Source organism: Sphingobacterium kitahiroshimense (genome assembly GCF_025961315.1).
In the GTDB taxonomy this organism is placed as follows: domain Bacteria; phylum Bacteroidota; class Bacteroidia; order Sphingobacteriales; family Sphingobacteriaceae; genus Sphingobacterium; species Sphingobacterium anhuiense.
Window position 1 is genome coordinate 144,853 of sequence record NZ_JAOQNK010000001.1, and the last position, 25,696, is coordinate 170,548.

Sequence of the window (25,696 nt, forward strand, 5' to 3'; positions counted from 1 at the left end):
AAACAACCAATAAGGAGGCAAATGAGTTCCGCGATTGTATTTACTGTCAAATAAATGCTCATCGGTTATTTTTAATCATTTTTTTGGGGAGTTGGTTATGGCTTATTAATGTATTAGTAATGCTCCAACATCCTTACAATTTGCTGGAGGTGGGCACATCTCTCCACGGTTTTCAGGAACAGTGCCAATGATAAAACCGTTTATACCGTTATTTGCGCCAACTTTTCTATCGTTGTAATAATCCCGATGGTATCTTTTCAAACTGTCTTTGGTCGAAACCATAATTAACGTATTGTGGTTCCAGTAAGGTCGAGGTGGTTGATGTTCCTTGCTTTTAGCATTGTAAGTACTGTCATAAGTTGCAAAGTAAAAACGAATTCCATCACCGCCTTCGGCTTCTATTTTTTCAACTAAAGCTTTTAATCTCGCAACACTAAACCATACGGCGCGGGTATCCGGTAGTTTCTTGATTTTAGAAATACCTTCTTCAGTAAAGACTGAGTCAACCGTACCAGCACGTTTAGCGTAGTTTCGGACATAATTTTCAGCGACCTGTAAGCTAAGGGTGTCCAAATTATCTTTAAAGTCGTTATCATTTGAAACGTTAACGGTTTTGTTCTGGCATGCAGCTAGACAGAGAGCTGCTAGGACCAAAGTAATAGATTTAGTTCTGAGGTTCATAAAAGGTTTTTTATGTAAGTAAATATCAAAATAAATTTTTAGTTAATCAAATTATAATTATTTAATTTTATTGTTGAAAATAATTAATTAAAAGGCTTTTTTTAAAATTTAAAAGTTTTTACGGGTGATTTAAACCCTGTTTATAGCTTTTTAAAAACAGTGAAAACCCACAAGTGGCTTTGACTACAGGTAAGTAAATTTGATTTCATTAAATTTTTATAAACCATTTTACTTATTCAAACTATGAAATTAATCGTACAAGGCACCTATGCAAAGGCGCTATTTAACAACAATGTCGTTAATCCTGGTGAGGCAGGAACAGATAAGCAGGTAACTAGGGCTGTTTTTGAAACAGTAAATGAGCTCGTTGATGCGGCGACGAATAAACCCGGTGGTGCAGATCTAAGTGCTACAGTGACAGACAACCCAGCACGGACGACTCCGGCAAAAGTACAAAGTCTTTTTGCGGCTCAACAGGCTACATCAACATCAATTGTTTTACTTGGCGAATCGCACGTTGATGAACCGGATCGACAAAGGGCAGAAAACTACCTGGCAGCCATGAATGCAACGCCGCCTACGTTAAGTCCAACTCTTGTCGTTTTTGAAAGGGGCTTAAGGTACAACGCGCCTGATGATATTCCGCTAGTACGTGAATCAAATCTAACAACGGTGAATTCAAACGGTAATATGATTGATTTTGGTATGCAATTGTCAAAAGCCCAAAGAAGTATGGTTGTGGCTGGCTACTTAGCTGTATGCGTAGGTTCTGGAAATCAACAAGATATTAACCGTATTGTTTTATTTTATGGTGCCAATCACAATGATATTTATAAATATTTTGATTATTTCGCCAGACATACCTCCGTTGATTATGTATTAAAGGAAACGCGTAACTTTTTCAACATACGCTCTAACGCGTAAAAGATGCGGTAAAAACAGAAAGCCCTTTCTTAAAGTTTATTGCTTTAAGAAAGGGCTTTTCTGTGTACGTACACATCTTACTGATGATTGATATCGGAAATGTTATTGACATCAATTTCCAGATTATTTAAAACCAGCAAAGGTAAACTGTTTGTTGTTCCTGTGAGGTTGGAGTAGAAGAATGCTGAAAAGGTAATGACGCCACAGTTCAGTAAAGGTTTTGTGTCTGCGAACCACTTCAATATGGTTTCATTTAATGCATTCACAGCTTCGCCATTACCATCAACATCTGCTTTGGTAAATAATGTAGGCGGTACCAAAAGAACTGGTAAATTGATATAAGGCATTTCACCAAGCTTTCCGCTTGTTGTAAATTTATATTGTACGAGTATTTTTAAACTGGCAGCTGCGCTGCTTTGGTCAGGAGCAAGCAGTAACTTCCTTAACAGGTGGCAGATATATTGCTTTAACTGTTTTTGATCAGGAGCAGGTGGCTGCAGTTTAAAGGTATTGTTCAGATTCAACGATGGCATAATTGGATTATTAAACCTGTTTAACGGTGTAGCGTAAATAAACTCGGGCGCAGTAGGGTATTGGCCTAATGTTGCGTTTCTTTCAATCCATAAGCCGGCCCATGCATTTTGAATCAACAATACACTTAGATCTTTAAAGGTGATGCTTCGTGACCTTATCGTAACACCTTCTGTAAAGCTTAAGTACACCTTTTTACCTTTATTAATTTTGTAATATCTCAAAATAACCAGTTCGTACTGAGCGGGATCTTGACCCTGTGGTATAGGTAAAGGATCATTGCCATTGAGTTGAGTGCTGTAATACCATTCTGCTGTCCACTCAGGCAGGCTAACTTCAGGAAAACAGACATATGAAATTGCTTTATCAGCCGATACGACAGACCAATTGCTTATAGCAATCTGGAAAAGACCTGTAGTTGGATCACTATCTGAAGATGATTCTGTAACCTGAAATACGGCTTTGATAACCTCCAAGATGGCTGCATAATTGGCTTTCAAATCTTTTGTGTACAGGTTGAGCCAAGCATCTCCGACATCGTTAACTAAATCGCTGTAGGAGCTGAGCATCTGGGTCAATGTTTTTAGTTCATCGCTGCTCGTATCTTTATTTACATTGGGCAGATTTGTTTTAAAATAATCTGTAAAATCATTTGAAACGGTTTCGAACTGGGCCAATTGAGCGAACAACGCTTTTTGTTTGGCACTTAGGTTTTTAGAATCTTGTAAATTTGCTATTTTTTCAGGATCAGCATTAAAGTAAACTTCAAAGTTATAACAGTCTTGTGCAATAAATTGATCTAATGTATAGTCGAATGAGAAATTGCTGAATTTGGCATCTTCTATCGTAATTTTATCTTTTTCAGTGTCTGCTATTTTAGGATTAATAATCTGGCTTCCAAAAACTGGTAATGCGGGGTATTGCCTCAGTGGAACAGGAATGTCAGTATTAGCCATGGTGCTGAAAGCAGCATCGAAAGGAATAATGAAATTTAACCATTCCGATAATTCGTAGTTTTCTAAATCGTCAGGTAAATTGGTTGCTCCTTCTTTTAATTTTTGAATATTAAATTCTGCATGCGTGATGTTGTACTGAACAGGAACCGAAATATGCGATGATAGCGAAGGAGTTTTAGCTTCAAAAGTATAGGTCAGGTAAGACGCTGAAGATTCTTGAGCTGCCGCAAAGTTTTTAAGTGGAATTTTCGCTGTGGAGAATGAATAGTTCTTTGCATCGTCTGCCACCTGGTTATTAACAAATGGTTTACCATAATAATTTGGCGCTATTTGTTGTGTCTGATTTGGGTATGGTGTATCCATATCTACTCGATACTGCACCACGGTATTGATCATATACCCATTGTACAGGTTGATGAGCAGTTGCTGTTTTATTTTTTCAGATGCCAATGCTAAGCCGCTTTCTTGCTGATCCGGATTCAAAAGGATCGGGATAGTCTGCAGGCCAATAGCATCAGCAACAATCTTTTTAGCATTTAATATTTTTGCTAAAATCCCTTGGTCGTCAGAACTTCCGTTTAAATGGTCTATCATCGTAATCGGTAAACTCAGATCGGAGCCTAATATGGTTTCGATGCTCTGTAAAAAATTTTGTGCCCACACTTCCGAATCGATCCCACTAAAATTGCGATTGCTGCTTCCGGTCTGACTTCCGGTATAGAAATCAAAATCATGTATTTCTATATCCTGTAAGCTGAAAAGGAAATTTGCCAGTGGTTGCGGTGCATAATAGTTTGCTTCATGGTAATTAACCGAACAAGCGATACCAGTTGTTTTATCGTTGGTATTTTTTATTCTAACCACCCACAATTCTTCGTTATGTGTATTGGTTAACGTGTTGTTTTTCTCTCCGACATAGGTTGCTGCCAGTTTAAACTGCTGGTTGCTGAAGGCCTGTTCAAAGTTTAAGGCAAAATCTCGAAGTGCTAACGATTTGTCATCCGTATTCGTCCCTTTAGGTGAAAGGAAATCAGATGCTTTAGGTTTAACGGCATTGATCACCTGTTGTACGCCTGGCGCATACACTGCTGTGCCGTTGTTATCGTAAATAAATTGAGGGTCGATTAAATCCGTTGATCTTGAAATGAACAGATTGACGGCTAGTGCAAATATGTCCTGCTGGTTTACAGGATTGATGTAGCTGCTAAATACATAATCATAATTGTAAATCTTTGGGTTATGATTTCCAGATGCCTGATATTGGTTATACAGATCTGGGTCGGCAATAAACGTTTGGATCCAGTCGGTCGTGGTATTGATAAAGGTAATCACGCCGTCCTTTAACGCTTGCTGCGCCGGAGCGAGCGGATATAGCTCATCTGGATTTGTCGATATTTTAAGATGAATGCTCACATCGTTCTGCATAACCTGGTCGAGGATGCCTGCGTAAATTTTTAAACTTTCTTTTGCCTGCGCGACTACGGCTGCCTTAAGATTTTGAACGTCAGGATCTGTTGGATTAAAGCTATACTTAGCGCCAGGTGTAAAATGGAATGTTAATTTAAAATTGGCATCAGAATCTTTGGCTACGGCTTTAAAGAAATAATAATCAGTAGTTAACGATGGCCATGTTGAAAAAGGTATTAACTGATCGAAGTATAAAATTTTATAACTTACCTGGTTCAATGGTGTACTAAAGATGTTTCCATAATTATCCTGCCAATTAAAATCTATCGTTACCGATTCACCCAGTCCGGTGTAGGCCGATGCAGCTTTTCCGTTGTAAAATTTACGCACAGGCATTGCTTTGCTATAATGCCAATCGTTATTGCTTGTATTGGGGTCTTTAGTCGGACTAACTGGTGTGACAGATTGTAAGCTGTTAAAGTGTTTACCATCACCACTAATAGCATAATTCAATAAGTTATATTGGATCTGCAGGTCGTAAGCATAGTTATCTGAATTGACTTTTTCAGCATGAAATAAATCATCTGGATTTTCTCTGTCCAGTTCAAAACCCACATTTCCAGGTTTAATGACAGCGTTTCTGATAATCTGATTTCTGATAAGCATCTGATTTAACTCTGCTGGTGTTGCAGTTTTCAGATCAGCCTGCCACTCACCAAAAAGAAGCGATTGCGAAGTGTCAATGGTTTGATAGAGCCCTGCCATATTCATATAAGCAGTAACTTGATTTTTTGGTAAGTTTTTATACTGAATCAAAAGATAAATTTCCCCATTTCCGTTCTTATCAAAGAGTGATTCGGGCAATGTATCCCCATCTAAATCATAATACAGATAGTATCCACCTGTACGTACCAAAGAGGATTTCCATAAGCGGGATATTAAATCAATTGCGGTTGTGTTACTTATTTTATTGTTTTCTGACCTTGCCGCAAATCTTAAGGTATCGGGATTGGTTTCGGTAGAAAGATTTGTGTTGATGAGCAACAATAAGAGTTTGCTAAAATCATCAGAACGTAATGCTCGTGCTTCGTCATTATCAGGGTTAGAGGCATATAAAATGCTTACAGAATCCAGTAGGGTATCGATATGATCAGCTCTGAGTAACGTTGTTAAGGTTTCAATACCACTAGCATCTGTTCCAAATACTTCGAAAGTGCGTTCGTTTATTTTTTCTTTAGCCTGTTCGCTGACCTTTTTTATGGTTATGGGAACCATTGTACCATAGAAATAGCTGTCTTGTGGTAAGGCATTAACTTCACGTGCAGCATCTGGTCTAGTTTGCATCGCGAGTTTTAAGTCAACAATAGGATCACTGCTTCCAATTCCGGCTAGGGATGATGGAAAATTCCAAATTGATGGGATCGGAGTGCGGCCAAAGGAACTCCAGGCAATCGGGTTAGAGAATGCAAATACGCGACTTTGATCTTGATACAATTGTATCGGGGATGGTCCCTTCGTAATTTTTGGGGTTATTCCAATTGTTTGGAAAGCGTATATTCTATCTATTTCTTCCTGCATTAAAGCATATTCAATGTTGTTTACATCGGTGCTCTGTCCGTTGAAAATTAACCAGTTGAGGACTATTTCCGGATCTGTGGGTTTACTAAGTGTAAGGCTATAGTTAAATTGAGTAGGATCGTCGATCACGGGCATCGTGAATTGCTGTCCAGTCAGCTCATATAATCCATGTAATGCGGAACCGGGATTGCCATCAATGACTTCTGGCAACCGGAGGCCATGTAAGGCAAATCTGCTTGCGCTTCCACCTGCTTTTGAGAATCCATTGCTTTGATAAACAGCATTTAGAATAGTTTGAAGGCTTAGGGATTGTACATTGGTAATAAAGAAGCTTACACCATTTTGCAAAATATTTGCTTCAAGATTTGCTTCTGCAATTACATCCAGCTCCAAGCTGTAAGTTGTTGCAAATGACAAGAATGTACTGTCTTTGTCGATCGTAACGGTGAAGTGTGGCAGCGTTACAAGGCTAAAGGTCTCCAGTATGAGCTTTGTTTTATTATTTTCCATTACATCGGCCAGCTCACTTATTGTTAATTTATGGCTTTTTTTAATGGAATCGAACGTGTCGTTTGGTAGAATAATGTAGTCATGTCCATTGATCTCCATACCAGCGCCTGTCTGAAACATCATGGTTTTCAGGTTGTTGGTAATGAATTCCGTATTCCAGTCTGTACCTGTGTGGGTATATGGATATAACTTCTGTAAGCTAGCAAAGGTTTCTGCTGCGGCTAATGTATATGCAATACCAGGGATTAGGATGTTTTTACCAGGTATTAAAATTCCCGGTATTGCTTTATTGGCTAAAACAATAGACAGGGCACTCACGTTAAATTCATTGGCAATGGCGTAAAGTGTGTTTTCTGCATCACTCGGCAAGATGTAGTTGTAAACTTCTAAGTTTTCCTGTGCCGATTGAAGAAGTGATTTGATCAATAGCTGGAAATAATCTGTAAACATGAGCGTAGCCATAGATTCGATCTGTTCGCTTTGAACAGCTATCCTGTTTTCAGGGTCGCTATCGGTAAATTGCGATACCAATTTTAACACTTCATTCAGGTACAGCTCATTGACCGTATTGAAGGTGTTAAAATTGACGACATCATTATGTGCTGAATCTGACATCAACAATTCTGGAATCATTGGAAAAACCGTTAACGGAAGCGTTTGCTCCTGATCTGCCTGTGCTTTAATTAGATTAAGCACGTACAGTTCTTTTATAAAATTAATAAGCTGTTTATAGTTGAATGAATTAGCATTTCCGGATTCTGGTATTGGTTGATTTAGGTTGTTAATGATCTGATCGATTTGCAGGGCAGAAATTTTATCGCTCAATAAATCAGAAAAAGAGGTGTCATGTTGTTGCGCTGATGCTACATGGAGAGCCCATGACAAGAGGCCGATGCACAGTTTGTCAAATGGTTTTAATGTACTGTCGGCATGAAGCGAATTTTCATCAATGACATAATTTGTTATTGGTGTATGATTATCATTCTCTGCAAAAAGAGATGCAATACCAACTGTTGTTTGTACCTGTTCTGGTTTGGAAGCACTAAAGAAAGGAATGAAGTATAGATCCAATTGCTGTGGAGTATCTATCGTCACCAAACTGTTCCAGTTCAAAGGAACAGTAGTTGTTTCATTATGGTTCAAGCGGTATAAAGAACCTTGGGCTGAGATTGGCTTCCATTGCGCTGGACCAGATGAACCAATGGTAAATTGCTCTCTGATAGTGGCACTAAAGGATAAGTGTATCTTGATGGAGAAAAAGCCTAGGTTTATTTTTACGGTTAGCTGAATGGAGACTCCAGCCTCAAAAGCAAGTAAAATAGGTTCTGCAGCTTCTATGGTCACGGTGGCTTGCGCATATACAATAATATCAAGTGTCGCTGATATAATAGCAAAGTTTACGGAACCAAATATATGGCCCACAATACCAAATGTCCCTTTCAGTTTATAGTACAGATCGGTATCTGAGGAACGGACAGTGTCGGGAGAATAAGGTTTGAACCAACCGAGTGTACCTTCTACAATACCATAAAAAACAAGGGTTAAGCCTGCGGAAAGAATACCTTTGTTGAAGGTTTTACCCAAACCCAGATTTAAACCGATACCAAATTCAAGGACAGGATTAAAAGTACCCAAATCTGTTTTAGGTACCGTTAATGAGGTTGATCCGTTTAATACGGCAAAATAAAACCCGCCAGCTCCTGTGAATGGAAATGCTTGAACGGTGAACGAACGGGAAAAATCATTATTATAGGGGAAACCCAGATCAATTTTGAAGTTCCCGTTGGTATATATCCATATACCAATGACAGGAAGTGTGATGGATACGGCTCCAAATTCTAAATTTCGGATACTATCGGGTAGTTTCAATTCTATTTGAAAGACCCCGATATCGTCCGTAATTTTCTTGTATAAAATTTCAAATTCAAGTCCGGCAAATACTTTTGCTTTTTCGCCCGAAAGACTGAGGTAAAGTCCATAGAGTACGGGGTCATTAAATACAATTTTAAAGGCAACCGTATTCATAATAACAGCGTCAATAGCAAATAACCATTGACTGTTGTTGTTGAAATGTAGAGCCTGCGTAAAAGGTGGTACAACGGTTCCTGGGGGTGGTTCCTTCATTAATTCTTGCAGACGGTCGACAACCTCATTGACGTGGTTGTACTTAGCTGCATCTGCAAGTTCTAAGTGCTGACCGGCACCTAAAAAGTTGAGTTTAAAGACACTTGGTTTAGGAGCTGGCTGCGGCATGCCCTGTGGATCCAGTAAATTAACACCATCCTGACCAAATAATTCATCAAGTTTATATTTTATCCCTAAAAAATCCAAACTACCTGTCATGTTAAAATTTACATCACGAATAGAGCGGGCCATGATGCTGAGTGAGGTGATCTCAAATCCTGGTATTTTTATAGCTGTATCGTATTGTATTCCAAATTCAATTGGTTTGCCAGATGATTTAGAAGGGACTTTTAGCTTTAGTTTAAAGTTTTTAATTTCGGCATTCAATATATAACTCCATGGCGCATCAAAATTTAAGGTATAGCTGGGCTTTACCATATGGATAATACCATTGATAAGTTCGCCTAGTGTAAATGTTGGCATGTCCACTTCGAAATTTGTTTCATTATCAGAAAGTGTTCCGGTAAGGACAAGTGGCTTGCCTGCAAATGTTAGATACATGCTGGCGCCATATGCAGTTTGATACGACATAAGTTTTATTGTATGGCCATGGTATTAGCCTGTTCTGGTGACTTTAATTTGAAATCCAACCCCATCAATAGTTATGTTTCCTAAAAGTGATGCCCCTTTATTTATTTTCACTGCAATTAGGAAAGAAATTTGGTCGATAGGGTGGATCTCGATAATCTGCATAAAGGCAATCTGGTTAGATGCCTTTAGCACCTTGAGCGCAGGAATGATCTCTTCAATTGTTTTGGTAATACTGTTTAACGATTCCTGCGCATTAATAAATGTTCCTGCTTCACCTAACTGTTCGGCAACGCTGGTAATGGCCTTGTCCGCCGCCGAAAAAATAACAGGATCGGCAGAGAGGGAAGGCACGGTATAATAGCAAATCAGTTTTTCGGCTGTTTTAGCTACTAACGGAATGACGCGTCCCTCTAACGTTATGGTGGTGCAGATTTCAGACATGTTTAAGCGGTTTGAGTTAATGCAATATTGAAGGAAACCCCATCGAGTGTGATGGGCCCAAGTGTATTGCCCTCGGTCAATTTTAAACCCATACCAAAACTGTATCGACCGTCTTTTGCCGTATCGGATGATGGTGGCTGGATCACAAACTCTGTAATCACCAGTTCTGACTTTAAGATTTGTTTTAATACAGGTAAATTGCTTAAGCTGTCAATCTGCGTAGTAACTGTGTCGACTGAAATGCCTGTTTCGTCACTAAATTTGTTTAAGATCTGGATCAGCGCATCTTTGATCTGCCCTAAGCTAACAGCCGTATAAAAAGATTCGGAGACATAGGAAAATCTAGGTATTTTAAGATTTGCTGCTGTCAGCATAATCTGCGAATCGCCAAAGGTTAAATAGACTGCACCTCCATACGTGGTTGCGTAAGTTGATGTCCCGGTTGTGGTTAAATTTTTAGAAGCCATTTTTTTTAGTTTTAAAGGTTATGAAATGATATTGTTTAAATTTTCTTTTTTTTCTTTTTCTGCTTGATAAGCGCCATACCAGCCTATATTGCCGTTGGTTTTATCATCAATGCTTCCATCAGGATTACCAAACAGATAGAAAATTGTATTTCCTGATCTGGGTAGTTTTAATCCCATTAGTGAAAGCCCGATTTGTGTAAATACCATGGCATATTGTGTCTTTTGACCATCTGTAGCTGCTGTGTTGATAAACATGATTGAACCGACAGCAAACTTTAAAATACCTTGTAAGCTAAAGCCTTTGTCAGCCTTGCTACCACTGAAAGGCATTTTTATGAAAACCTGTGCACAGTTACCTGCTAGACCAGGGCTCCAGGCGAGTAAGATTTCGGCATTAAAGCCAATTTTAGCTGTCAATGCACCCATGGATCCTAAATTGACATTAAATCTAAGTGCATACCAGGTGCTGGACAGGGGTAAGGTGGACAGCGGAGCGTCTACAGGAATATAAGATAAGGAAGCTGGTGTTACTGCTGGTGTATCTTTTGCCGCAGTGGCAGGGCTATTGTACAATAGATTAGTTAAATCAAGAGGAAAATGGGGTACAAGGCTATCTGGACGTGTCTTCACATCGTTTTTACCGAAAACTATACCCGCGGGTTGAAAACTAAATGTCTTTGTCGGGGTATGGTCTGATCCCAGCACATTGAGATTAAACTTCATATCCAAGATTAAATTGCTGCATGGTAATGAAGTATAGGAAAGCATATCAAAGTTGTCGAGCTGCTGGAAAGCTAAATTTCCGCTGATGTAAAATCTGGAGGTAACATCTGCAGTGTCTGTTTCATCTACAGTTGCCAACTGTACAGCAAGTACGGTTACATCGGAGATGGCTACACTGCTTAAAGTAAGCGTATTGGTATCGGTTATGGAAAATGAATAACCCGTGTTTCCATTTCTTTTATCGTAAAGGCCCTTCATAACAATGCTATATTGATTGATGGCATCCTTGTTTGGATTAGATTCAGAAATGACAGGTTCGTTAAAGAGTGTATTTAGCGTAAGCTGAATTTTAGACTTAAAGTCTTTAATGACCGACTTGTCAAAAATAACTTGTAATTCAAGTACTTTAAAGTCAAAGTCTCCCGGTGTAATCGGTAAGTTAACTGGAGGGTCTATTTTTAGTTTATTACGTGATTCGGAAGTTTCATTGACGTAATTAATGAGGCCAAACATCGAACTTTTAAAGTTTGCGTCCAGTTTGTTGTCTGCAGTTAAACCAATGTGATTAGCTTCTATACCGAAGTGATGAGCTGTAAATCTAGAGGTATCAATACCTGCCATGATGGCCTTGATTTCTTTTGGCAAACTGGTTAAATCGATCGTAACCTGGAGACAGATAATGCCAGTCCAGTTTGGATCGGTGACTATATTTACAAAGTTGTAAAATGGACTATTTTCTTTATCGTTGACTACTGCCTGTTTTGCGGTATTAATATAATCTAATATCCATTTGGTAAGTGCAGGTATTTTCTCTTGGTTATTGAAGTTTAACGGATCTGTCCACAATTTTTGATTTTTAATTCGTTCTTCAATGGAATAATTACAAAATTTAAAAATAACGATGTTGTTAAATCCGTTTTTATCTGTCCATTTATTTTGACCTGTAATATCCAGTATAAATGGCCATGCTGCGATATCAATTTTATTTTGAAAATAGGTGTTGTAGAAATCGATATGATCAGGAACGGGGTTACTGATCACTAGAAATTGCTCATTGGTTTGAAAGGCTTCCTGTAAACCCGTTTTGCTGCCTTCTGTATCCATGTTTTTAAACATTAAAGGCTGCAGAATTTCATTTTCATCCGTGGAAACCGTTGGATTGGCCAATGTTAAACTCTGCCAAACAGATTGATCGTCAGTTAAGTTAACCAACAATCCTTGTGGAGTAGTACTTAAATTTACATTATTGGTGCTTGTTGCTTGTATACGTTTTTTCTGAAGGTGTTTAACAGTCTGGTTGGCAATAGCGATGGCTTGTTTACGCGCTGGATTTAAGATCTGTATTTCAAATTGACGGATAGTTTCTTGATCGTAGTAACCTGAGTCACCTTTTTTACGCATCCCTAAGTAGGGTTTACTGACTGCAGAACTGGCTAGTGGAAAATATGCGTTTTGATGTTCGTTCAGTTTTGAGGATGGGACTTCTGCATATCCTAAAATACCCGGTGTTTCACCAGGATTAAATAGTGCGGCGCCTTCTGGTTGCGAATGATAGAAAATAGGAGTAGCGTTATTTTGTTCCGATTTTTTAAACGAAAACCAGGCTGTGGTAAATTCATTGCTTAAAAGCGGTGATTCGTTTTTTACATTTTGGTCATTAAGAATAGGGAAAACCAGAGCATATGCTGGCTGATTGTTTTTAAAATTAATGATGTCACCTTTATAAATTTTATTTTCCCCAGTGAAACTGATGGTTTCAGTTCCCGAAATTCCGCAAAGTAGCCTGTTTTGAATCATGGTCTGCTCCATTGCGTCTGCATCCATTAATATAAAGTCTCCTGCAATGGTCCAGTAGTATCTTGATTTACCGGTATGGGCATCATCGGGCGATTTGCTAAAGACAAGAAGAGAATTTGCAGTGCTTTCGACGTTTAAGAGTTTACCATAGGTTGTCGGGATATTTGTGTATAGGGGTGAAGACGGTTCGAATCTAAAACTTGTATAATCTGGACTGAAGATAGCGCCGGGATGAAATCTGGCAGTGAAATTGAGCAGATTTGTATTGTTGAAAAGCAAATAGGTCATTTCGGTCATACCGTTCTTTGGGCCAAAATAATACTTTAAACCAGTGGGCATAATGGTATATAAATTTTTACCGTTATAAGGATATAAATCTTGTTCAATTTGATAATATTGTGGTTTATCAAATTTCAAGGGAAAGGAAATACTATACTGAATTGAACTGCCAGCACTGTTCAATAAAATAGTTAAAGGTATTTCTGAAGAGGGGTTCGCATTTTTTCGTGCTATACTACCCAAAGGTATAGGTGCCATAGTACTCAAAACATTGGTTAGGTATAAACCATAATCATATGGAACGGATATAGGAATCCTTTGGATAATAAAGCCATCGAGAGATTTATTCAGGCTTACCTGACTGTAAGGAGCAACAGCAAAATAGTTGCTGTTATTAAACCATAATTGTTGCGATGCCGTAACCGGATTTTTCTTTATGCTGTAAGAATTGTCAAATATAAGGGCTTGTGCAAACTGGTACTGTGCTATGACATCCGGGTTTCCTCCCTGGTTAAGCCACACAAAACAATGATCGCTTTGTTGTTGATAGAAAGGGTAATTGGTTTTTAAAAGGGTATATAATTTTTGAATGAATTGGTTATTTAAGTCTGGTGCTTCTAAGGCAAAAATATAAATACTGGCATGTTGATTAAAGCTGTCGGCTAGTGTAACTGATGGAGCTGTACTTAATTTGGGTAAAAAACAAGCCCGCCATTCTGTAGCAGTAACATAACTGTACAATCCTGGAATTTGAGTAGCTTTAAATATAATGCTCATCGGGTCTTTATTTTAGTGATTTATAAAAGTGTAAGAGGCAACAATATCTGTCCAAGCAGGTCCTGTACCATAAGTAATGGTGTACCATGTTCCCCGGATTAAATCGAGGTTGTTTATCGCAATAACATCTTCGCTCACAGTGGAATTGACAGTTTGCTTTTTAATCAGGTTTTTGCAATCACTTAAAAAAGTCTCACCATTCCATACTCCGATCCAGTTTTTATTTTTAACAGGAATATTTCCTAGAGGCGTATTGAATTTGACAACTAAGTAATTATCTCCTCTTTCTAAAACCTCCAATGTTGTACAAAAGGAAAGTCCGGGTTCGAAAAATTCAGCAGCTGCTTTAAAATAAAGTGTTGCTGAAACTGTGCTGGTATTACTTCCATTTCCAAGACCAATGATATATTCATTTTTCTGTATGGATAAGGAGTCGAAAGCAAAATCACCACTACTGGTCGTCCCTAAAATATAGGCTTTATGCAAAGGCGGCGAGTCGTACAAAATTTGACTTCCTTGCCATATACCGACCCAGTTTTGATTTTTAAGCGGATTGTTTCCTGACATCGTATTGTATTTTATCGTGATAATTTTGCCAGTAACCATATGCCCATTGATCGAAGTTTGACTTTGTATCGAAGAATCTTGTTGAACAAGAATTGATGTACTTTGCCCATTTGCAGTTAAAACCTGAAGGGTAATGAATTGCAGAAACAGAAAAGTAAAACATAAGCCCTTTTTAATCTTCATGATTCTTTTTAAAAGTTGGCCCAAATAGTTATATCTGGGCCTTTTATCATGTGTTATACTGTGAAAGTATAATAACTAATGATGTCGTTGTAGTTAGGTGAACCAGATTTTAAGCTCATTCCATAAACAATTGTGTAGGTTTGGAAACGAATAAGTCCATTCGGTATATTATTCATAGAAATTATACCTGCGTTACTATCAGATGTGGCATTAGCACTCGCAATTACATTAGCGCCAGTGAAGCAATTTGCGGTAAAGGGACCAGGAAATAAAGCGATCCAGTTTGCATTTGTTTTAGGTGCATTATAGAGCGGTGTCTGATATCTAGCAATTAGCGAATTAGAGCCTATTCCATCTACAGATACCGTAACTGTACTTAAATAGGGCGTTAATGGATCACCTGGTTGAGCAGCTTTAGTTACGCTTAGGGTAGAACAGATCGTAGTACCGGCGTCAAGATTTACGCCAAAACCGATAATGTAATCTTGAGTTTGTATTGATAAACCGGTGAAATTTGTTGTACCCGCCTGATTGTCAACTTCAATTTTTTGTGTATTTAGCGCTTCACTTAATGCTTGGATTTGAGATCCTTGCCAGATGGCAACAAAGTAACCCATTGTTGCAGGATGAGCTCCTGGTAAAGCATTATAATTAATTTTTACCGTGGTACCGTCGATAATCGAACCGGATAATTGGATGATGCCCTGTTGGGTATCAGTAAGTTGTAGTTCCATGATTTAGTGTTTTAATGTTAAGTTTATTATACCACTAAATTGAATATTATAGTTAAATGCTGAGAAGCTGAAAACAGCCTTTTGTCTAAGCGCTTTTACCTAAATATAAGAAGCTGGAATTCATCATACTGGACGGAAATTGTCATGAAATGTATATGCATTAAAGCTTTTTAATTGCAGCAAGCTCACGACAGGATATCCATCTTAATAAGCTCTTAAAACAAATTATTGATAAATAGAATACGATCAGTAATCGGTAATCAAGGTCTTTAAACAAGAAAAAGCTAATCTTTCGATTAGCTTTTTCTTGTTGGATTTCGCTGCCATTCGAATAACAAATGTTGCAGCTGTAAACCATCAATTATTTAGTCCAGACTTGTTTCTGGGGCTTTACCGATAAGTTCCATAAACTGATCTAACTTAGGGGTAATGATGATCTGTGTTCTTCTGTTTCTTGCTTTTCCAGCTTCGTTATCGTTAGGTGCGATGGTATTATATTCGCCACGTCCCGCTGCGGTTAAACGTTTCGGATCTACTCCATAATTGTTCTGCAAAGCCATCACCACGGATGAAGCTCTTAACGTACTTAAATCCCAGTTGTTGCGGATATTAGGCATGCTGATAGGCACATTATCGGTGTTACCTTCAATCAATACATCGTAACTGTTGTAATCGGTGATAATCTTAGCAATCTTCGCTAATGTTTCACCTGCTTTGTCTGAGATCTCATAGCTTCCAGATTTGTACAGCATATTATCAGCAAGGGATATATAGACGACTCCTTTTAATACCTGGATATCAACATCTCTGATTTCTTCTCTGCTTAGGGAGCGTGTCAGATTGTTGGTCAACACTAAATTAAGTGAATCGCTTTTGTTTTTGCTATTGACAAGCTGCTGGATGTATTTGTTGGATGAATTAATCTCATCGACAAGTTTCGAAACATTTGCATTTCCCTGCGTGCTGGAATTTAGACAGTTGTTTAACGCTGTCTGTAAAGCAGCAACATTTGCTTTTTCGGAAGCAATCTGCTCATCTAGACTCTTAATTCTGATTTTTGAACCGTTTAAATCACTTTCAGATGCCTGTAAGCGGCTACTTAGGTCTTGATTACTTTGTTGTAGTTGGGTGTAACTTGCTTGTAGTGCGGCAAATTTTTTATTACTGGTACAACTTGATCCTAAAGTTGCCAGCGCTAGGAGAGCGCAAATAATTAACGGATATTTCATAGTTTTTAAAATTAAAAATTAATGCTTGACAGGCATCTCGGAGATATAATAAAAATAGTCGATTACCTTTTTTTATTACGTCTCTAGCCAGACCAATAGTATAACACAAAATTGATGCCTTATTGGCTCACAAGCTGATGTTAATTCATAGATACAATCATAAACGTAGAAAATCGTTTCTTATTTTAGCAAACAAAAGTTTATAGCAAAAGTATGATGAGCTGCTTCTCTGCAACCGAAAATTAAGTGATGATTGCTGGATAATTCATCGTAGAAAAAGACTCATAATGCATCATTAATAAGAGCAGCACCTCCGTCTGGAAGTGCTGTTTTTTTATATTGCAGCGTAGTGACCTGCGATCATTATTTAATTCTGTTGCCATAAAAGTCATGATAAAGTGCTGATCCAGTTGAAAGTAATAGAGCCAGAAAATAGATCAGATCATTTACTTGCTTTCCGTTGGGGGTAAATCTATCCACGAATAGCTTTTATGAATTATTTTCCAGGTACCCTTATATTTTAGGAGTAAGAAATAATCGGTAAACCTGCGCACATTGGGAATTACAATTTCAGCTTTGGCAATGGCGGCATCCTTTTCAATGTCAATGGAGATAATTTTCCCGATTCTATTTACTTTTTCTCCAACTTTTATGTTTGAGATGTATTCTTGACCGGAGCGTGTCCATAAAGAATCTTTTGCTACGGTGTATAGATTAAAATTGGGATGAAAGGCTTTGCGAAGCCTTTCTGGTTGTCCGTTTGCTGTTCCCTCTAGGTAATGCAGAAGTGTTGCTGTTACTTGCTCTGAATCGGTTTGCATAACAGGAGTGGTACTTTTTATATTTTTGTTTAAAATTTTCACCACTTCATTAGCCACTAACGTCGCTGAACTTGGATCTTGACCTGTTACAAATCTGCCATCGACTATATAAAAGCCATCTCCAGCCTTGTCGGAATAAACAAAATTGCCCTCATTTTTTTGAATCGCCTGGTCTATTGAAAACGGGAATGCTTTGTAATAATCCATCTCGGTATCTTCAAATTTGTCGGGGAAGCCGGTAATTTTTTTTCCTGCATAAAGCGATTTACCGTTATGGTCCTTCAAGTAAGCTATACCGGCTGTTCCGTGACAGAGGGTGGAAATAACGCCATTCTTATTATAAATGTCTCTAGCGATCTGCTGAATGGTCTGGTTTTCCGCTACTCCGAACATGGCAGCGCCACCACCACTGTAAAAAATGGCGGTGTAATTATCTGCTACTATTTCGGTTGGTTTCAATGTATGTTCCAATTTATCCATAAACAACGCATCATACAGGTACTTCTTCTGGAGACTATCGGAAGTGTTGAGGTAACCTAGAGGGATTGCGCCACCTTTGGGACTGATGAAATCAACTTGATAACCCGCTTTTATAAAAACATCGTAGGGATGAATAATTTCACCGAAATGGTTGGACGTACTGATCTTGGTATTTCCGTAAAAATCCTGATTTGAGGTAACAAACAAGATTTTATGTTGTGTTTGAATACTGACATTCAAATCTATATGCGCGTGAATGTTTACATTCAAACCTACAATAGCAAGTAGCAATATGAATAGTTTTGTCATGTTAGATCGATTTTTATTTTGCTGGAGCAGTTGGGGTTTCTAAGGTTCTGTGCGGACTTCTGGTCGAAATTTTATCGACAATATACCAGCCGTCACTGGTCTTCATGAGATTAAAGTAATCGGTAAACAGCAATTTTGTTGTGCTGATTTCCACTTTTGCGACGGCAACAGTGTTGGTGATATCAATAAAAACAATACGTCCTGACCATTTAGCCGATTTTGCATGGGGAGCACTGTCAAAACGTTCCAAATATTTTGGTTTTTTGATGATATTTATCTTGTCATCCTCAAAATATTTCAATTGCCAAGAATCGTGAAAAGATTTGGAAACCTTGATGGAATCGCTCGTGCCCATTCCGTCTAAGTAGAGATTTAGGGTTTTTTGAACCAAATGCCAATCGTTAGTGGCTTCATCAGTTTGGGCGTTAACCTGTAGCATCAACAGAATTAGCCCGATAAATAATAGTACTTTTCTCATTTTTTTAATGATTTGAAATTGTTAAAATTAATAAGATCAAATATCTGAGAAAGGCTATTGAAAGGGGTTTTAGGTTATAAATAAGAAGTTCGATGTTATAAAATAGAACTTATTTGGACTGTGATTTTTGATATTCAGCAGGAGTGGAGCCGGTGATTTTTTTAAATGCGGTGAAGAAAGTTGACTTCGAGCTAAAGCCACTGTCATAACCTAAACTTTCGATGGTGTAATTGCTTTCTTTTTCCAATAATTGTTTTGCTTTTTCAATCCGATATTCTTTGATCAGGTTGGAAAAGGATTTTCCCAAGGTTTCATTGATATACTGCGACAATAGATGCTTTGTCACTTTTAGTTCTTTTGCTGCGGTCTCAAGGGTGAAATTGGGGTCCAGGAACAATTCCTGATCAACGATGATAGCGAGTTTCTGATGCATGAGATCTAATGTTTCGGTATCAATTTCTTTGTTTTTGTATTTTTCTTTTTCCTGGAAAAAAGTAGTTTCCCGGCTATTTCTAAAAATGATAAGTAACAGAATTAAGTAGAAAACAAAAGAAAAAGACAATGACCCCACAATATAAGAGGCGTAAGCACCAAATTTGTAAGCAAACCAAATAATGGCAACACCTGTATAAATACTGAGCAACCAAACCTCGAAATCCATTAATTTTTCTTTTGCCTTTATTTTCATTAAAATCGGTATCAGGTATTTAAATGATGCGATCATATAAACCAGCCATTGCAGGTAAATTCCCAGGACAATCCAGCGGCTCCAGACGCCTCGATGTTCGGTGTAGGGATAGGCAATTCCTAAAATTGTAATGCCCACGATAAACGGCAGGATATGAACGACCCAACTGGAATTTTTGTTGGTGGAAAAAGATTTAAGATACAAAAACAGGAACGGGCCGATCAAAATGCACGCGGAAAGGCCGATCTGAATAAAAATATTGGATAATTCAGGATTAAAATAGAAAAAGACGGATTTGATAATCCGGATACTTAGCACCAGTAACAAGAAAGCTAAAAAATAGTTGGCAAAAACCTTTTTCTTTGTATTGATCGCAACATAAAGAGAAAGTAGCAAACCGTTGAAAGCACCTAATGCACTAAAAAAGAAAAGCAATTGATTAGGCTCTGTCATGGATTGAACTAAAAATATGTTTCAGCTAAAATAGTGAAATTTTAGCTGATAGTTTTTATAAATTATCGTGTTTTTTTCGTTACAATTATACCTTTACTAGCGTTTTTGGTTTGTATTATACTAAACTTGACTGCACCTTTTAGGAGTTCAAGTTTTTATTACGATAAAATAGCAATTTTATGGGTATTGTGTCAATTATAAACAAAGAGCGCCTCTATATGAAAGCGCTCTTTGTTTATAATATAACCTTCATTTAATTTAGCTATGTACGCAGGCTGATGCAGCTCTGTCCAATTGGTTTTCTTCTTCGTTTTCTGAAATCTTCTTCGGAAAGCTTACAAAACTTAGGATAAACGTCACCGATAGCAACAGGATACTCACCCATAATACATGATGAACACCAAAATGTATACTGACTATTCCGCCTAGAAATGCCCCTAAGGAAATTCCGATATTAAAAGAGGAAGTCAGTAAGCTGTTCACAAATTCTAAGGCATGATGGGGAACAGATTGCGTGGTGCGGATATTGGACACCAAAAACCCACCGGTATGGATCATTCCCCAAAGGGATACGATGATGACCATCGGAATATAATGTCCGCCAAAATAGTATGCCAGGATCTGTACCGTCACTAAGAGTATTAAAAACAGCCTGGCTGTTAAGAGTACATTGCGGTTCAGGGCCAGTCCCATGAGCCAGTTTCCTAATGTTCCCATGCCACCGAAAAGGAGCAGCATCATACTGATCTGCGCACCGTCCATCTTGGTAATCTCTTCCAGATAGGCGGTCAGGTAGGTATAACTCGCAAACATGGCCGCTAAAGTGGCTATGGTCGAAATAAGATTGAGCCACAGAAGCGGGCTTTTCAACACTTCGACCTGATTTTTGGTCGATATCGCCTGATCGGCCGGCATAGAAGGAATAAAGAGCAATAGACCGATAAAGGCGATTAAACTGATCGCGCTACTGAGGAAAAAGGAAGCCTGCCAGTTCTGGAACAGATCTACGGCATAGGTGGTCAGGGGAATACCCAGTACCGTCGCTAAGCTTAACCCCAGCATAACGGTGGAAACGCCCTTTGCACCCTTTTCCTTAAATGCAATGGCGATGGCGATATTCCAGAATAGCGGATGCAGGATCGCAGGTAAGATACGGGCGACCATCAGCATCGTGAAGTTGGTCGAAAAGGCAGAAATTAAATTTGAAAAAACAAAGATACTCATGACCAGACAGAGCAATAGCTTTCGGTTTATCTTGGTCGTAAATGAGGTGATAAAAGGGGAGGAAACGGCGACGGTGATCGCAAAGGCACTCAACAGCCAACCTGCCGTATCGATGGATACGGCAAATTGCCGACTGATGGTCGGTAGGATGCCGACGATCCCAAATTCTGTGGTTATAATGCCAAAAGCGCCAAGTGCTAAGACGTAAATTGATGTTTTCATTATTTGTTAAAATTTATATATGGCAAAATTGAACAGAAAAATTATGAAAAATCAGTATATTTTCATGATAATTAGGTATTTTTGTCCTATGAAACGTGAGAACATCGATGAATTGGTCAAGGTAGAATATCATCAGGGTGCTAGCTGTCCATTACGGGATATGCATTTTTCCTTTTTTCAGATTGTGTATGTTATTTCCGGAAAAGGATTTCTGAACATCAACAACAATATGGCTTCTTACAGTAAAGGCAGTCTGATTCTCCTGACACCAAATGATCAGCATCATCTGGAAATCTTGGAAAGTACGGATCTGTTGCTTGTGAAGTTCAGTGAACGTTATGTGAAAAACTACCCTTGGAACAGCATTAATTCCATGGAATGCCTGCTGTATGGCGCTTCTTTTTTGTCGGGCTGTATTTTACAGAATAAGCCTGATGTTGTTTTGGTCAATTCGATTGTGGAGTCACTGCTTCATGGTATCCACCATCCGGATCTGTATCAGGATGAGCTGACGTTGAATTACGTGAATGCTTTGATTGTCATCGCAGCACGAAATATTTCCAAGATGCGAGCGGAGCAGATTACCTCCAATTCGGATAAAAGGGTCATTCAGATTATTGATTATATTCAAGGCAACATCCATGATCCCGCATTATTGAAAGTTGCTGTGATCGCGAAGAAATTCGGTTTTTCAGAAACCTATCTGGGCAGTTACTTTAAAAATCAGTCCGGAGAAACGATTCAGCAGTACATTTTGAATTATAAAATGCGCTTGATTGAACACCGGGTGCTGTTCAGTGATATGCGTGTCAATGAAATCGTCACGGAGTTTGGTTTTTCAGATGAAAGCCATCTGAATAAGTTTTTCAAAAAACGGCATCAGATGAGCTTATCAGAATTTAAAAAGACGAAGGGTAATAAGGTTGCGGTTTAAGGAAAAGTGGACAGCAAAACTATTTAAAGTGATCTAATTTTCATTTAAGATGAGCATCAGTAGGGCTTGGAGATTCTAAATCTTTCTGAAGAATATTGATTTTTTAATTATTTATGCAGAACTTTAACGTTAAACTTCAATTATAATAAAATGAAAAGAACAGCACTTTTATTAGCTTTAAGCACCATGATGATTTCATGCAATCAAAAAACGAAAGAAAATCAACATAGCGGAGACGGCGGGGAACAGAAAGAGCAGGTCTCAACCGTTGATCAGGCAAATAATGATGCAAATGAAAGTTTCAATATCGAGAAAGTATCCTATTCAAATGCTGATTTGGGTGATTTCCCATTTTTCACCTTACCTGAAGGGTTGATTGAACAGAATAAGCCCTTACAAAAAAAGTTTGATGTTTGTTTTTTTCCGGTTAATGGCATTATGACACCATTTGAAGGTAAATTATATAAAGTTAATGTTGCCGCAAAACAGGGGGAGGAATATGCGCAGCGGTATTTTGAAAAAAGTATGGCGGACTATATGACTACTATTGGTGCTGTTAAGATATTTGATGGTGAAATTACTAAAGAGGAATATGAACGCTATAACAAAAAAGATCCAAATAAAGGTGATGAGGGCGATATCGGCTATGAGGGTGAAAATATTAAGTTTTATGTTGTTCGTACAAAAGATAAGGGAAATATCTACATTCAGTTTTCTTCAAATAATGCAGCCGGAAAGCTCAATATTCTTCAAGAGGATGCTTTTAAGCAGACAATAACAAAGGTCACGGCAGACGAGATTTCGAAAGACTTATCTGAAAAGGGCAAATCGATCTTATACATTAACTTTGATGTTGATAAAGCGAATGTTTCTGCTGATGGTAAGGATTTAGTGAATGAAATTGCTAAAGCATTAAAAAATAATACAGGTTTAAAAATTGCGATTGAAGGACATACTGATAATACGGGTGATGCCACGCACAACAAAAAACTTTCAAACGATCGTGCCCATGCGGTATTGAGCCTGTTGACAATGCAAGGAATTGATAAATCGAGATTGTCAGCAACAGGTTTCGGAGCAGAACGACCTTTGGTAGCAAATGATTCGGAAGCTAATAAAGCTAAAAACCGGCGTGTGGAGTTAGTCAAAGTAAACTAATAATTCTCGTCCGGCTATTGGTGTAACATTAATCAAATAGTTGGTTATTTTTAAGCATTGTATAAGTCAGGAGTAAGGAAAGCTTGCTAATGCTAATGAGATCGTTACAGAGTTTATTTTTCGGATGAAAGCCATCTGAATAAGTTTTTCAAAAAACGGCATCAGATGAGCTTATCAGAATTTAAAAAGACGAAGGGTAATAAGGTCGTTGCCTAATGCCTTTTTTGATCAGAAAATTTTAAACTTCTACAATTAAATAGGACTGACCCTCTTTCTCCCGTTTTAATACCGGAAGAGCGACATTGTATATGGGGATTTCACTTGTGGTATGACCGCTGAGTGTGCCGCCATGTGCATGACCATGAAAGGCAATCGACACCTGTCTTCTGGTCAAGGGTTCTGCCAGGTGTGATGAGCCAAGAAAAGGGAACAGCTGCTCGGGTTCACCTACAACGGTATCTTTTATCGGTGCATAGTGTAGGAGTACGGCTTTAGGCAGATGAGGACATTCTTGTTCTAGACGGGTCAATGCGCGGTCAAGCTGCAAAGATTCATTGACGGCCTCATGCACAAATTGCTTCATCATATCTTCCCCGAAAATAGATAGCATATACTGATCAAATCCACCTCCAAATCCTTTTACTCCTGCAAATGCAACATCGGCTAAGACAATAGATTCGCCATCTAAAATAGTCATATGATGTTCAGTCAGAATTTGCTTGATGATTTTCTGTCTGCCTTTTTCGTAATCATGATTGCCTAAAACGCCGACAACAGGTATGCGTAATGCTTTTAACTCTTCACCCAGTACAACAGCTTCCTCTTCATCTCCGGTATCCGTCAGATCACCGCATATCGCCAGTACATCAGCTTTTTCATTTAATTCTTCAAATATGCCCCTGAGCAATCCTTTGTCTGAAACACGAACATGTATATCCGCCATGGCGGCGATTCTCGTTTTTTTGCGTACTTCCATAGATTATATTGTCGTTATCGTGTATGATTTGTAATTCCATTCTTTTACATCTACCTCATATTGGGTTTGGTCGATGAGCGGACCCCGACATACCTTTTCGACGGGAGAGGGAAGGTCATATTGCTCTGCAGCTCTTCTCATCAGTTCGTCAAATAACCATTGCGGAATGATCTCCCTATAGTCTGAAGGATAGACAAACTGGAAAATAAGCAATTGTGCCAACAGTAGGTGCCAGTGTGGGTCTAAGCGTTTCAGCAGTAATTCCCAATCTACATTTTTTCCATATTTCAACAGAATATGGTTGATGTCTGCACTATCGTGACGCTCTCGGTTCTGCACATAAATTTTACACCAAAGGAGTTCCTCTACGGGAATAAATTTGACAGGTACATCTGCAAAATGTCCGCTTGGTGCCCGCTCATACCAACTGTCGTCTACTGTACAGATATTGTTTACGGTATCGAATATAATATCGATAAAATAATCCCCGTGGAAGACTTTTGCAAGCCATCTTACATCCGTCAGCTCGGTTTGATAACCCTTTTCGGCAAAGTGTTTCAGAATTTTAGGATATTCACTGCTCTTGCAGAAGATATCCAAATCTTTGGTGTCTCTAAAGATGCCCGTATAGTGGAACATGGCAAAAGCACCGCCTAACATAAACTGACACTCACACTCCTGTAAGAGGAGTAGTGCGTCTTTATAAAAATCTCCTGATTCCCGTTTTTCTTTGTCCGTTGTGAGCATATAGTATACTTAGTAAATGATATCGTTTAGAATACAACAATTTCACAACCCCATTAGTTTGGTAGCTAACAAGTCAGCATTCAGGAATCCGTGTTAGTGCTTATTGAATGTACTTAATTAAATGAATCATTCTAAATTTTTGAAAGGAGTAAAGCCACATAATTCCTTGTGAGCAGGGCCTTACAAGGAATTATGATAAAAAAGTGATAAGCTGGAAATTCCATCGGGTGGATCTTTGGCTCTATGGTTTGCTATTTAACAACCGTAGCTTCTAATTCAACTTTTAGGGTTTCAAATAGTTGCTGTACTTCAAGTACAGTACTTGTTTGCTTGATTTGGTTGCGATTGATCCATTCCTGGAAAAGATCAAAATTTTCAAACAATGCCGCTGAGTCTGTTGTGTAGATATTGAGCCTGACAATATTCTTGAGTTGGAAATCAGCTTCACGAATTACTTTTTCAAGATTTTCCAATGTCTTCTGCAGTTGGACGCGCATATGCTCATCACTTGAAATTCCATGCTCGTCGATCGCTGTCTGGCCGGATACATACAAGGTGCTTTCAACATGTTTCACTTCTACTGCCTGGACATAGCTTCGGGCATCTTGCCAAGTCCATGGATTAATGATCTTTTTTTCCATTTTAATGTTTTATTAAAGTATGGTACAAAGATCAAGATGTTGCTTTATATGAGCGTGTGACAAATA

At 38.4% G+C, this 25,696-nt stretch carries 19 protein-coding genes; 3 read left to right on the forward strand and 16 right to left on the reverse strand.

What is annotated here, in order from left to right; translation table 11 throughout:
• Positions 1-105 precede the first annotated feature (105 nt).
• Complete coding sequence (locus M2265_RS00655; RefSeq protein ID WP_132768638.1) at positions 106-681, reverse strand: hypothetical protein; 576 nt, start codon at positions 679-681, stop codon at positions 106-108.
• Between the two features lie 243 nt (positions 682-924).
• On the opposite strand from M2265_RS00655, the gene M2265_RS00660 reads away from it, so the two are divergent.
• The gene (locus tag M2265_RS00660) at positions 925-1,605 is read left to right on the forward strand and encodes a hypothetical protein (RefSeq protein ID WP_132768637.1); all 681 of its coding nucleotides are present in this window, start codon (positions 925-927) and stop codon (positions 1,603-1,605) included.
• Positions 1,606-1,682: 77 nt separating this feature from the next.
• Here M2265_RS00660 and M2265_RS00665 read toward each other — a convergent pair whose 3' ends face one another.
• The 12 genes from M2265_RS00665 to M2265_RS00720 form a co-directional block, all read right to left on the reverse strand.
• Positions 1,683-9,302 (reverse strand): hypothetical protein, encoded by a 7,620-nt coding sequence (locus M2265_RS00665; protein ID WP_132768635.1) that lies wholly within the window; start codon positions 9,300-9,302, stop codon positions 1,683-1,685.
• 24 nt (positions 9,303-9,326) lie between these two features.
• Positions 9,327-9,743: a hypothetical protein gene (locus M2265_RS00670; RefSeq protein WP_132768633.1), complete on the reverse strand. Its 417-nt coding sequence runs from the start codon at positions 9,741-9,743 to the stop codon at positions 9,327-9,329.
• Positions 9,744-9,745: 2 nt separating this feature from the next.
• A complete protein-coding gene (locus M2265_RS00675; protein WP_132768631.1) occupies positions 9,746-10,210 on the reverse strand; it encodes a hypothetical protein in 465 nt (154 codons plus the stop codon).
• A gap of 18 nt (positions 10,211-10,228) precedes the next feature.
• Positions 10,229-13,786: a hypothetical protein gene (locus tag M2265_RS00680; protein WP_132768629.1), complete on the reverse strand. Its 3,558-nt coding sequence runs from the start codon at positions 13,784-13,786 to the stop codon at positions 10,229-10,231.
• 12 nt (positions 13,787-13,798) lie between these two features.
• The gene (locus M2265_RS00685; RefSeq protein ID WP_132768627.1) at positions 13,799-14,536 is read right to left on the reverse strand and encodes a hypothetical protein; all 738 of its coding nucleotides are present in this window, start codon (positions 14,534-14,536) and stop codon (positions 13,799-13,801) included.
• Positions 14,537-14,589: 53 nt separating this feature from the next.
• The gene (locus tag M2265_RS00690; RefSeq protein WP_132768625.1) at positions 14,590-15,270 is read right to left on the reverse strand and encodes a hypothetical protein; all 681 of its coding nucleotides are present in this window, start codon (positions 15,268-15,270) and stop codon (positions 14,590-14,592) included.
• A gap of 365 nt (positions 15,271-15,635) precedes the next feature.
• Positions 15,636-16,499, reverse strand: coding sequence for a flagellar motor protein MotB (locus M2265_RS00695; RefSeq protein ID WP_132768623.1), 864 nt, complete (start codon positions 16,497-16,499; stop codon positions 15,636-15,638).
• A 242-nt stretch (positions 16,500-16,741) separates the two neighbouring features.
• Positions 16,742-16,882, reverse strand: a complete 141-nt coding sequence (locus M2265_RS00700; protein ID WP_165905840.1) for a hypothetical protein — start codon at positions 16,880-16,882, stop codon at positions 16,742-16,744.
• A gap of 63 nt (positions 16,883-16,945) precedes the next feature.
• The gene (locus M2265_RS00705; RefSeq protein ID WP_132768621.1) at positions 16,946-18,109 is read right to left on the reverse strand and encodes a nuclear transport factor 2 family protein; all 1,164 of its coding nucleotides are present in this window, start codon (positions 18,107-18,109) and stop codon (positions 16,946-16,948) included.
• Positions 18,110-18,122: 13 nt separating this feature from the next.
• Positions 18,123-18,587 carry a nuclear transport factor 2 family protein gene (locus M2265_RS00710; RefSeq protein ID WP_132768619.1) on the reverse strand — a complete coding sequence of 155 codons (465 nt, stop codon included), beginning with the start codon at positions 18,585-18,587 and terminating at the stop codon, positions 18,123-18,125.
• Between the two features lie 109 nt (positions 18,588-18,696).
• Positions 18,697-19,728 (reverse strand): helix-turn-helix domain-containing protein, encoded by a 1,032-nt coding sequence (locus tag M2265_RS00715; RefSeq protein ID WP_132768617.1) that lies wholly within the window; start codon positions 19,726-19,728, stop codon positions 18,697-18,699.
• Positions 19,729-19,986: 258 nt separating this feature from the next.
• A complete protein-coding gene (locus M2265_RS00720) occupies positions 19,987-21,174 on the reverse strand; it encodes an MFS transporter (protein ID WP_132768615.1) in 1,188 nt (395 codons plus the stop codon).
• Positions 21,175-21,262: 88 nt separating this feature from the next.
• On the opposite strand from M2265_RS00720, the gene M2265_RS00725 reads away from it, so the two are divergent.
• Both M2265_RS00725 and M2265_RS00730 read left to right on the forward strand, forming a co-directional pair.
• Positions 21,263-22,108 (forward strand): AraC family transcriptional regulator, encoded by an 846-nt coding sequence (locus M2265_RS00725; RefSeq protein ID WP_132768613.1) that lies wholly within the window; start codon positions 21,263-21,265, stop codon positions 22,106-22,108.
• Positions 22,109-22,258: 150 nt separating this feature from the next.
• A complete protein-coding gene (locus M2265_RS00730; protein WP_132768611.1) occupies positions 22,259-23,266 on the forward strand; it encodes an OmpA family protein in 1,008 nt (335 codons plus the stop codon).
• Positions 23,267-23,504: 238 nt separating this feature from the next.
• Here M2265_RS00730 and M2265_RS00735 read toward each other — a convergent pair whose 3' ends face one another.
• The 3 genes from M2265_RS00735 to M2265_RS00745 form a co-directional block, all read right to left on the reverse strand.
• Positions 23,505-24,209, reverse strand: a complete 705-nt coding sequence (locus tag M2265_RS00735) for a metallophosphoesterase family protein (RefSeq protein WP_243655382.1) — start codon at positions 24,207-24,209, stop codon at positions 23,505-23,507.
• Between the two features lie 36 nt (positions 24,210-24,245).
• Entirely contained in the window at positions 24,246-24,989 is a 744-nt protein-coding gene (locus M2265_RS00740; RefSeq protein WP_132768608.1) for a nucleotidyltransferase, read from the reverse strand.
• A gap of 251 nt (positions 24,990-25,240) precedes the next feature.
• Positions 25,241-25,630 (reverse strand): RidA family protein, encoded by a 390-nt coding sequence (locus M2265_RS00745; RefSeq protein ID WP_132768606.1) that lies wholly within the window; start codon positions 25,628-25,630, stop codon positions 25,241-25,243.
• Positions 25,631-25,696: the final 66 nt, after the last annotated feature.

Coding starts and splice junctions, on each gene's coding strand:
- M2265_RS00655 (WP_132768638.1), bottom strand. CDS start 681: ATGAACCTCAGAACTAAATCTATTACTTTGGTCCTAGCAGCTCTCTGT.
- M2265_RS00660 (WP_132768637.1), top strand. CDS start 925: ATGAAATTAATCGTACAAGGCACCTATGCAAAGGCGCTATTTAACAAC.
- M2265_RS00665 (WP_132768635.1), bottom strand. CDS start 9,302: ATGTCGTATCAAACTGCATATGGCGCCAGCATGTATCTAACATTTGCA.
- M2265_RS00670 (WP_132768633.1), bottom strand. CDS start 9,743: ATGTCTGAAATCTGCACCACCATAACGTTAGAGGGACGCGTCATTCCG.
- M2265_RS00675 (WP_132768631.1), bottom strand. CDS start 10,210: ATGGCTTCTAAAAATTTAACCACAACCGGGACATCAACTTACGCAACC.
- M2265_RS00680 (WP_132768629.1), bottom strand. CDS start 13,786: ATGAGCATTATATTTAAAGCTACTCAAATTCCAGGATTGTACAGTTAT.
- M2265_RS00685 (WP_132768627.1), bottom strand. CDS start 14,536: ATGAAGATTAAAAAGGGCTTATGTTTTACTTTTCTGTTTCTGCAATTC.
- M2265_RS00690 (WP_132768625.1), bottom strand. CDS start 15,270: ATGGAACTACAACTTACTGATACCCAACAGGGCATCATCCAATTATCC.
- M2265_RS00695 (WP_132768623.1), bottom strand. CDS start 16,499: ATGAAATATCCGTTAATTATTTGCGCTCTCCTAGCGCTGGCAACTTTA.
- M2265_RS00700 (WP_165905840.1), bottom strand. CDS start 16,882: ATGGCAACAGAATTAAATAATGATCGCAGGTCACTACGCTGCAATATA.
- M2265_RS00705 (WP_132768621.1), bottom strand. CDS start 18,109: ATGACAAAACTATTCATATTGCTACTTGCTATTGTAGGTTTGAATGTA.
- M2265_RS00710 (WP_132768619.1), bottom strand. CDS start 18,587: ATGAGAAAAGTACTATTATTTATCGGGCTAATTCTGTTGATGCTACAG.
- M2265_RS00715 (WP_132768617.1), bottom strand. CDS start 19,728: ATGACAGAGCCTAATCAATTGCTTTTCTTTTTTAGTGCATTAGGTGCT.
- M2265_RS00720 (WP_132768615.1), bottom strand. CDS start 21,174: ATGAAAACATCAATTTACGTCTTAGCACTTGGCGCTTTTGGCATTATA.
- M2265_RS00725 (WP_132768613.1), top strand. CDS start 21,263: ATGAAACGTGAGAACATCGATGAATTGGTCAAGGTAGAATATCATCAG.
- M2265_RS00730 (WP_132768611.1), top strand. CDS start 22,259: ATGAAAAGAACAGCACTTTTATTAGCTTTAAGCACCATGATGATTTCA.
- M2265_RS00735 (WP_243655382.1), bottom strand. CDS start 24,209: ATGGCGGATATACATGTTCGTGTTTCAGACAAAGGATTGCTCAGGGGC.
- M2265_RS00740 (WP_132768608.1), bottom strand. CDS start 24,989: ATGCTCACAACGGACAAAGAAAAACGGGAATCAGGAGATTTTTATAAA.
- M2265_RS00745 (WP_132768606.1), bottom strand. CDS start 25,630: ATGGAAAAAAAGATCATTAATCCATGGACTTGGCAAGATGCCCGAAGC.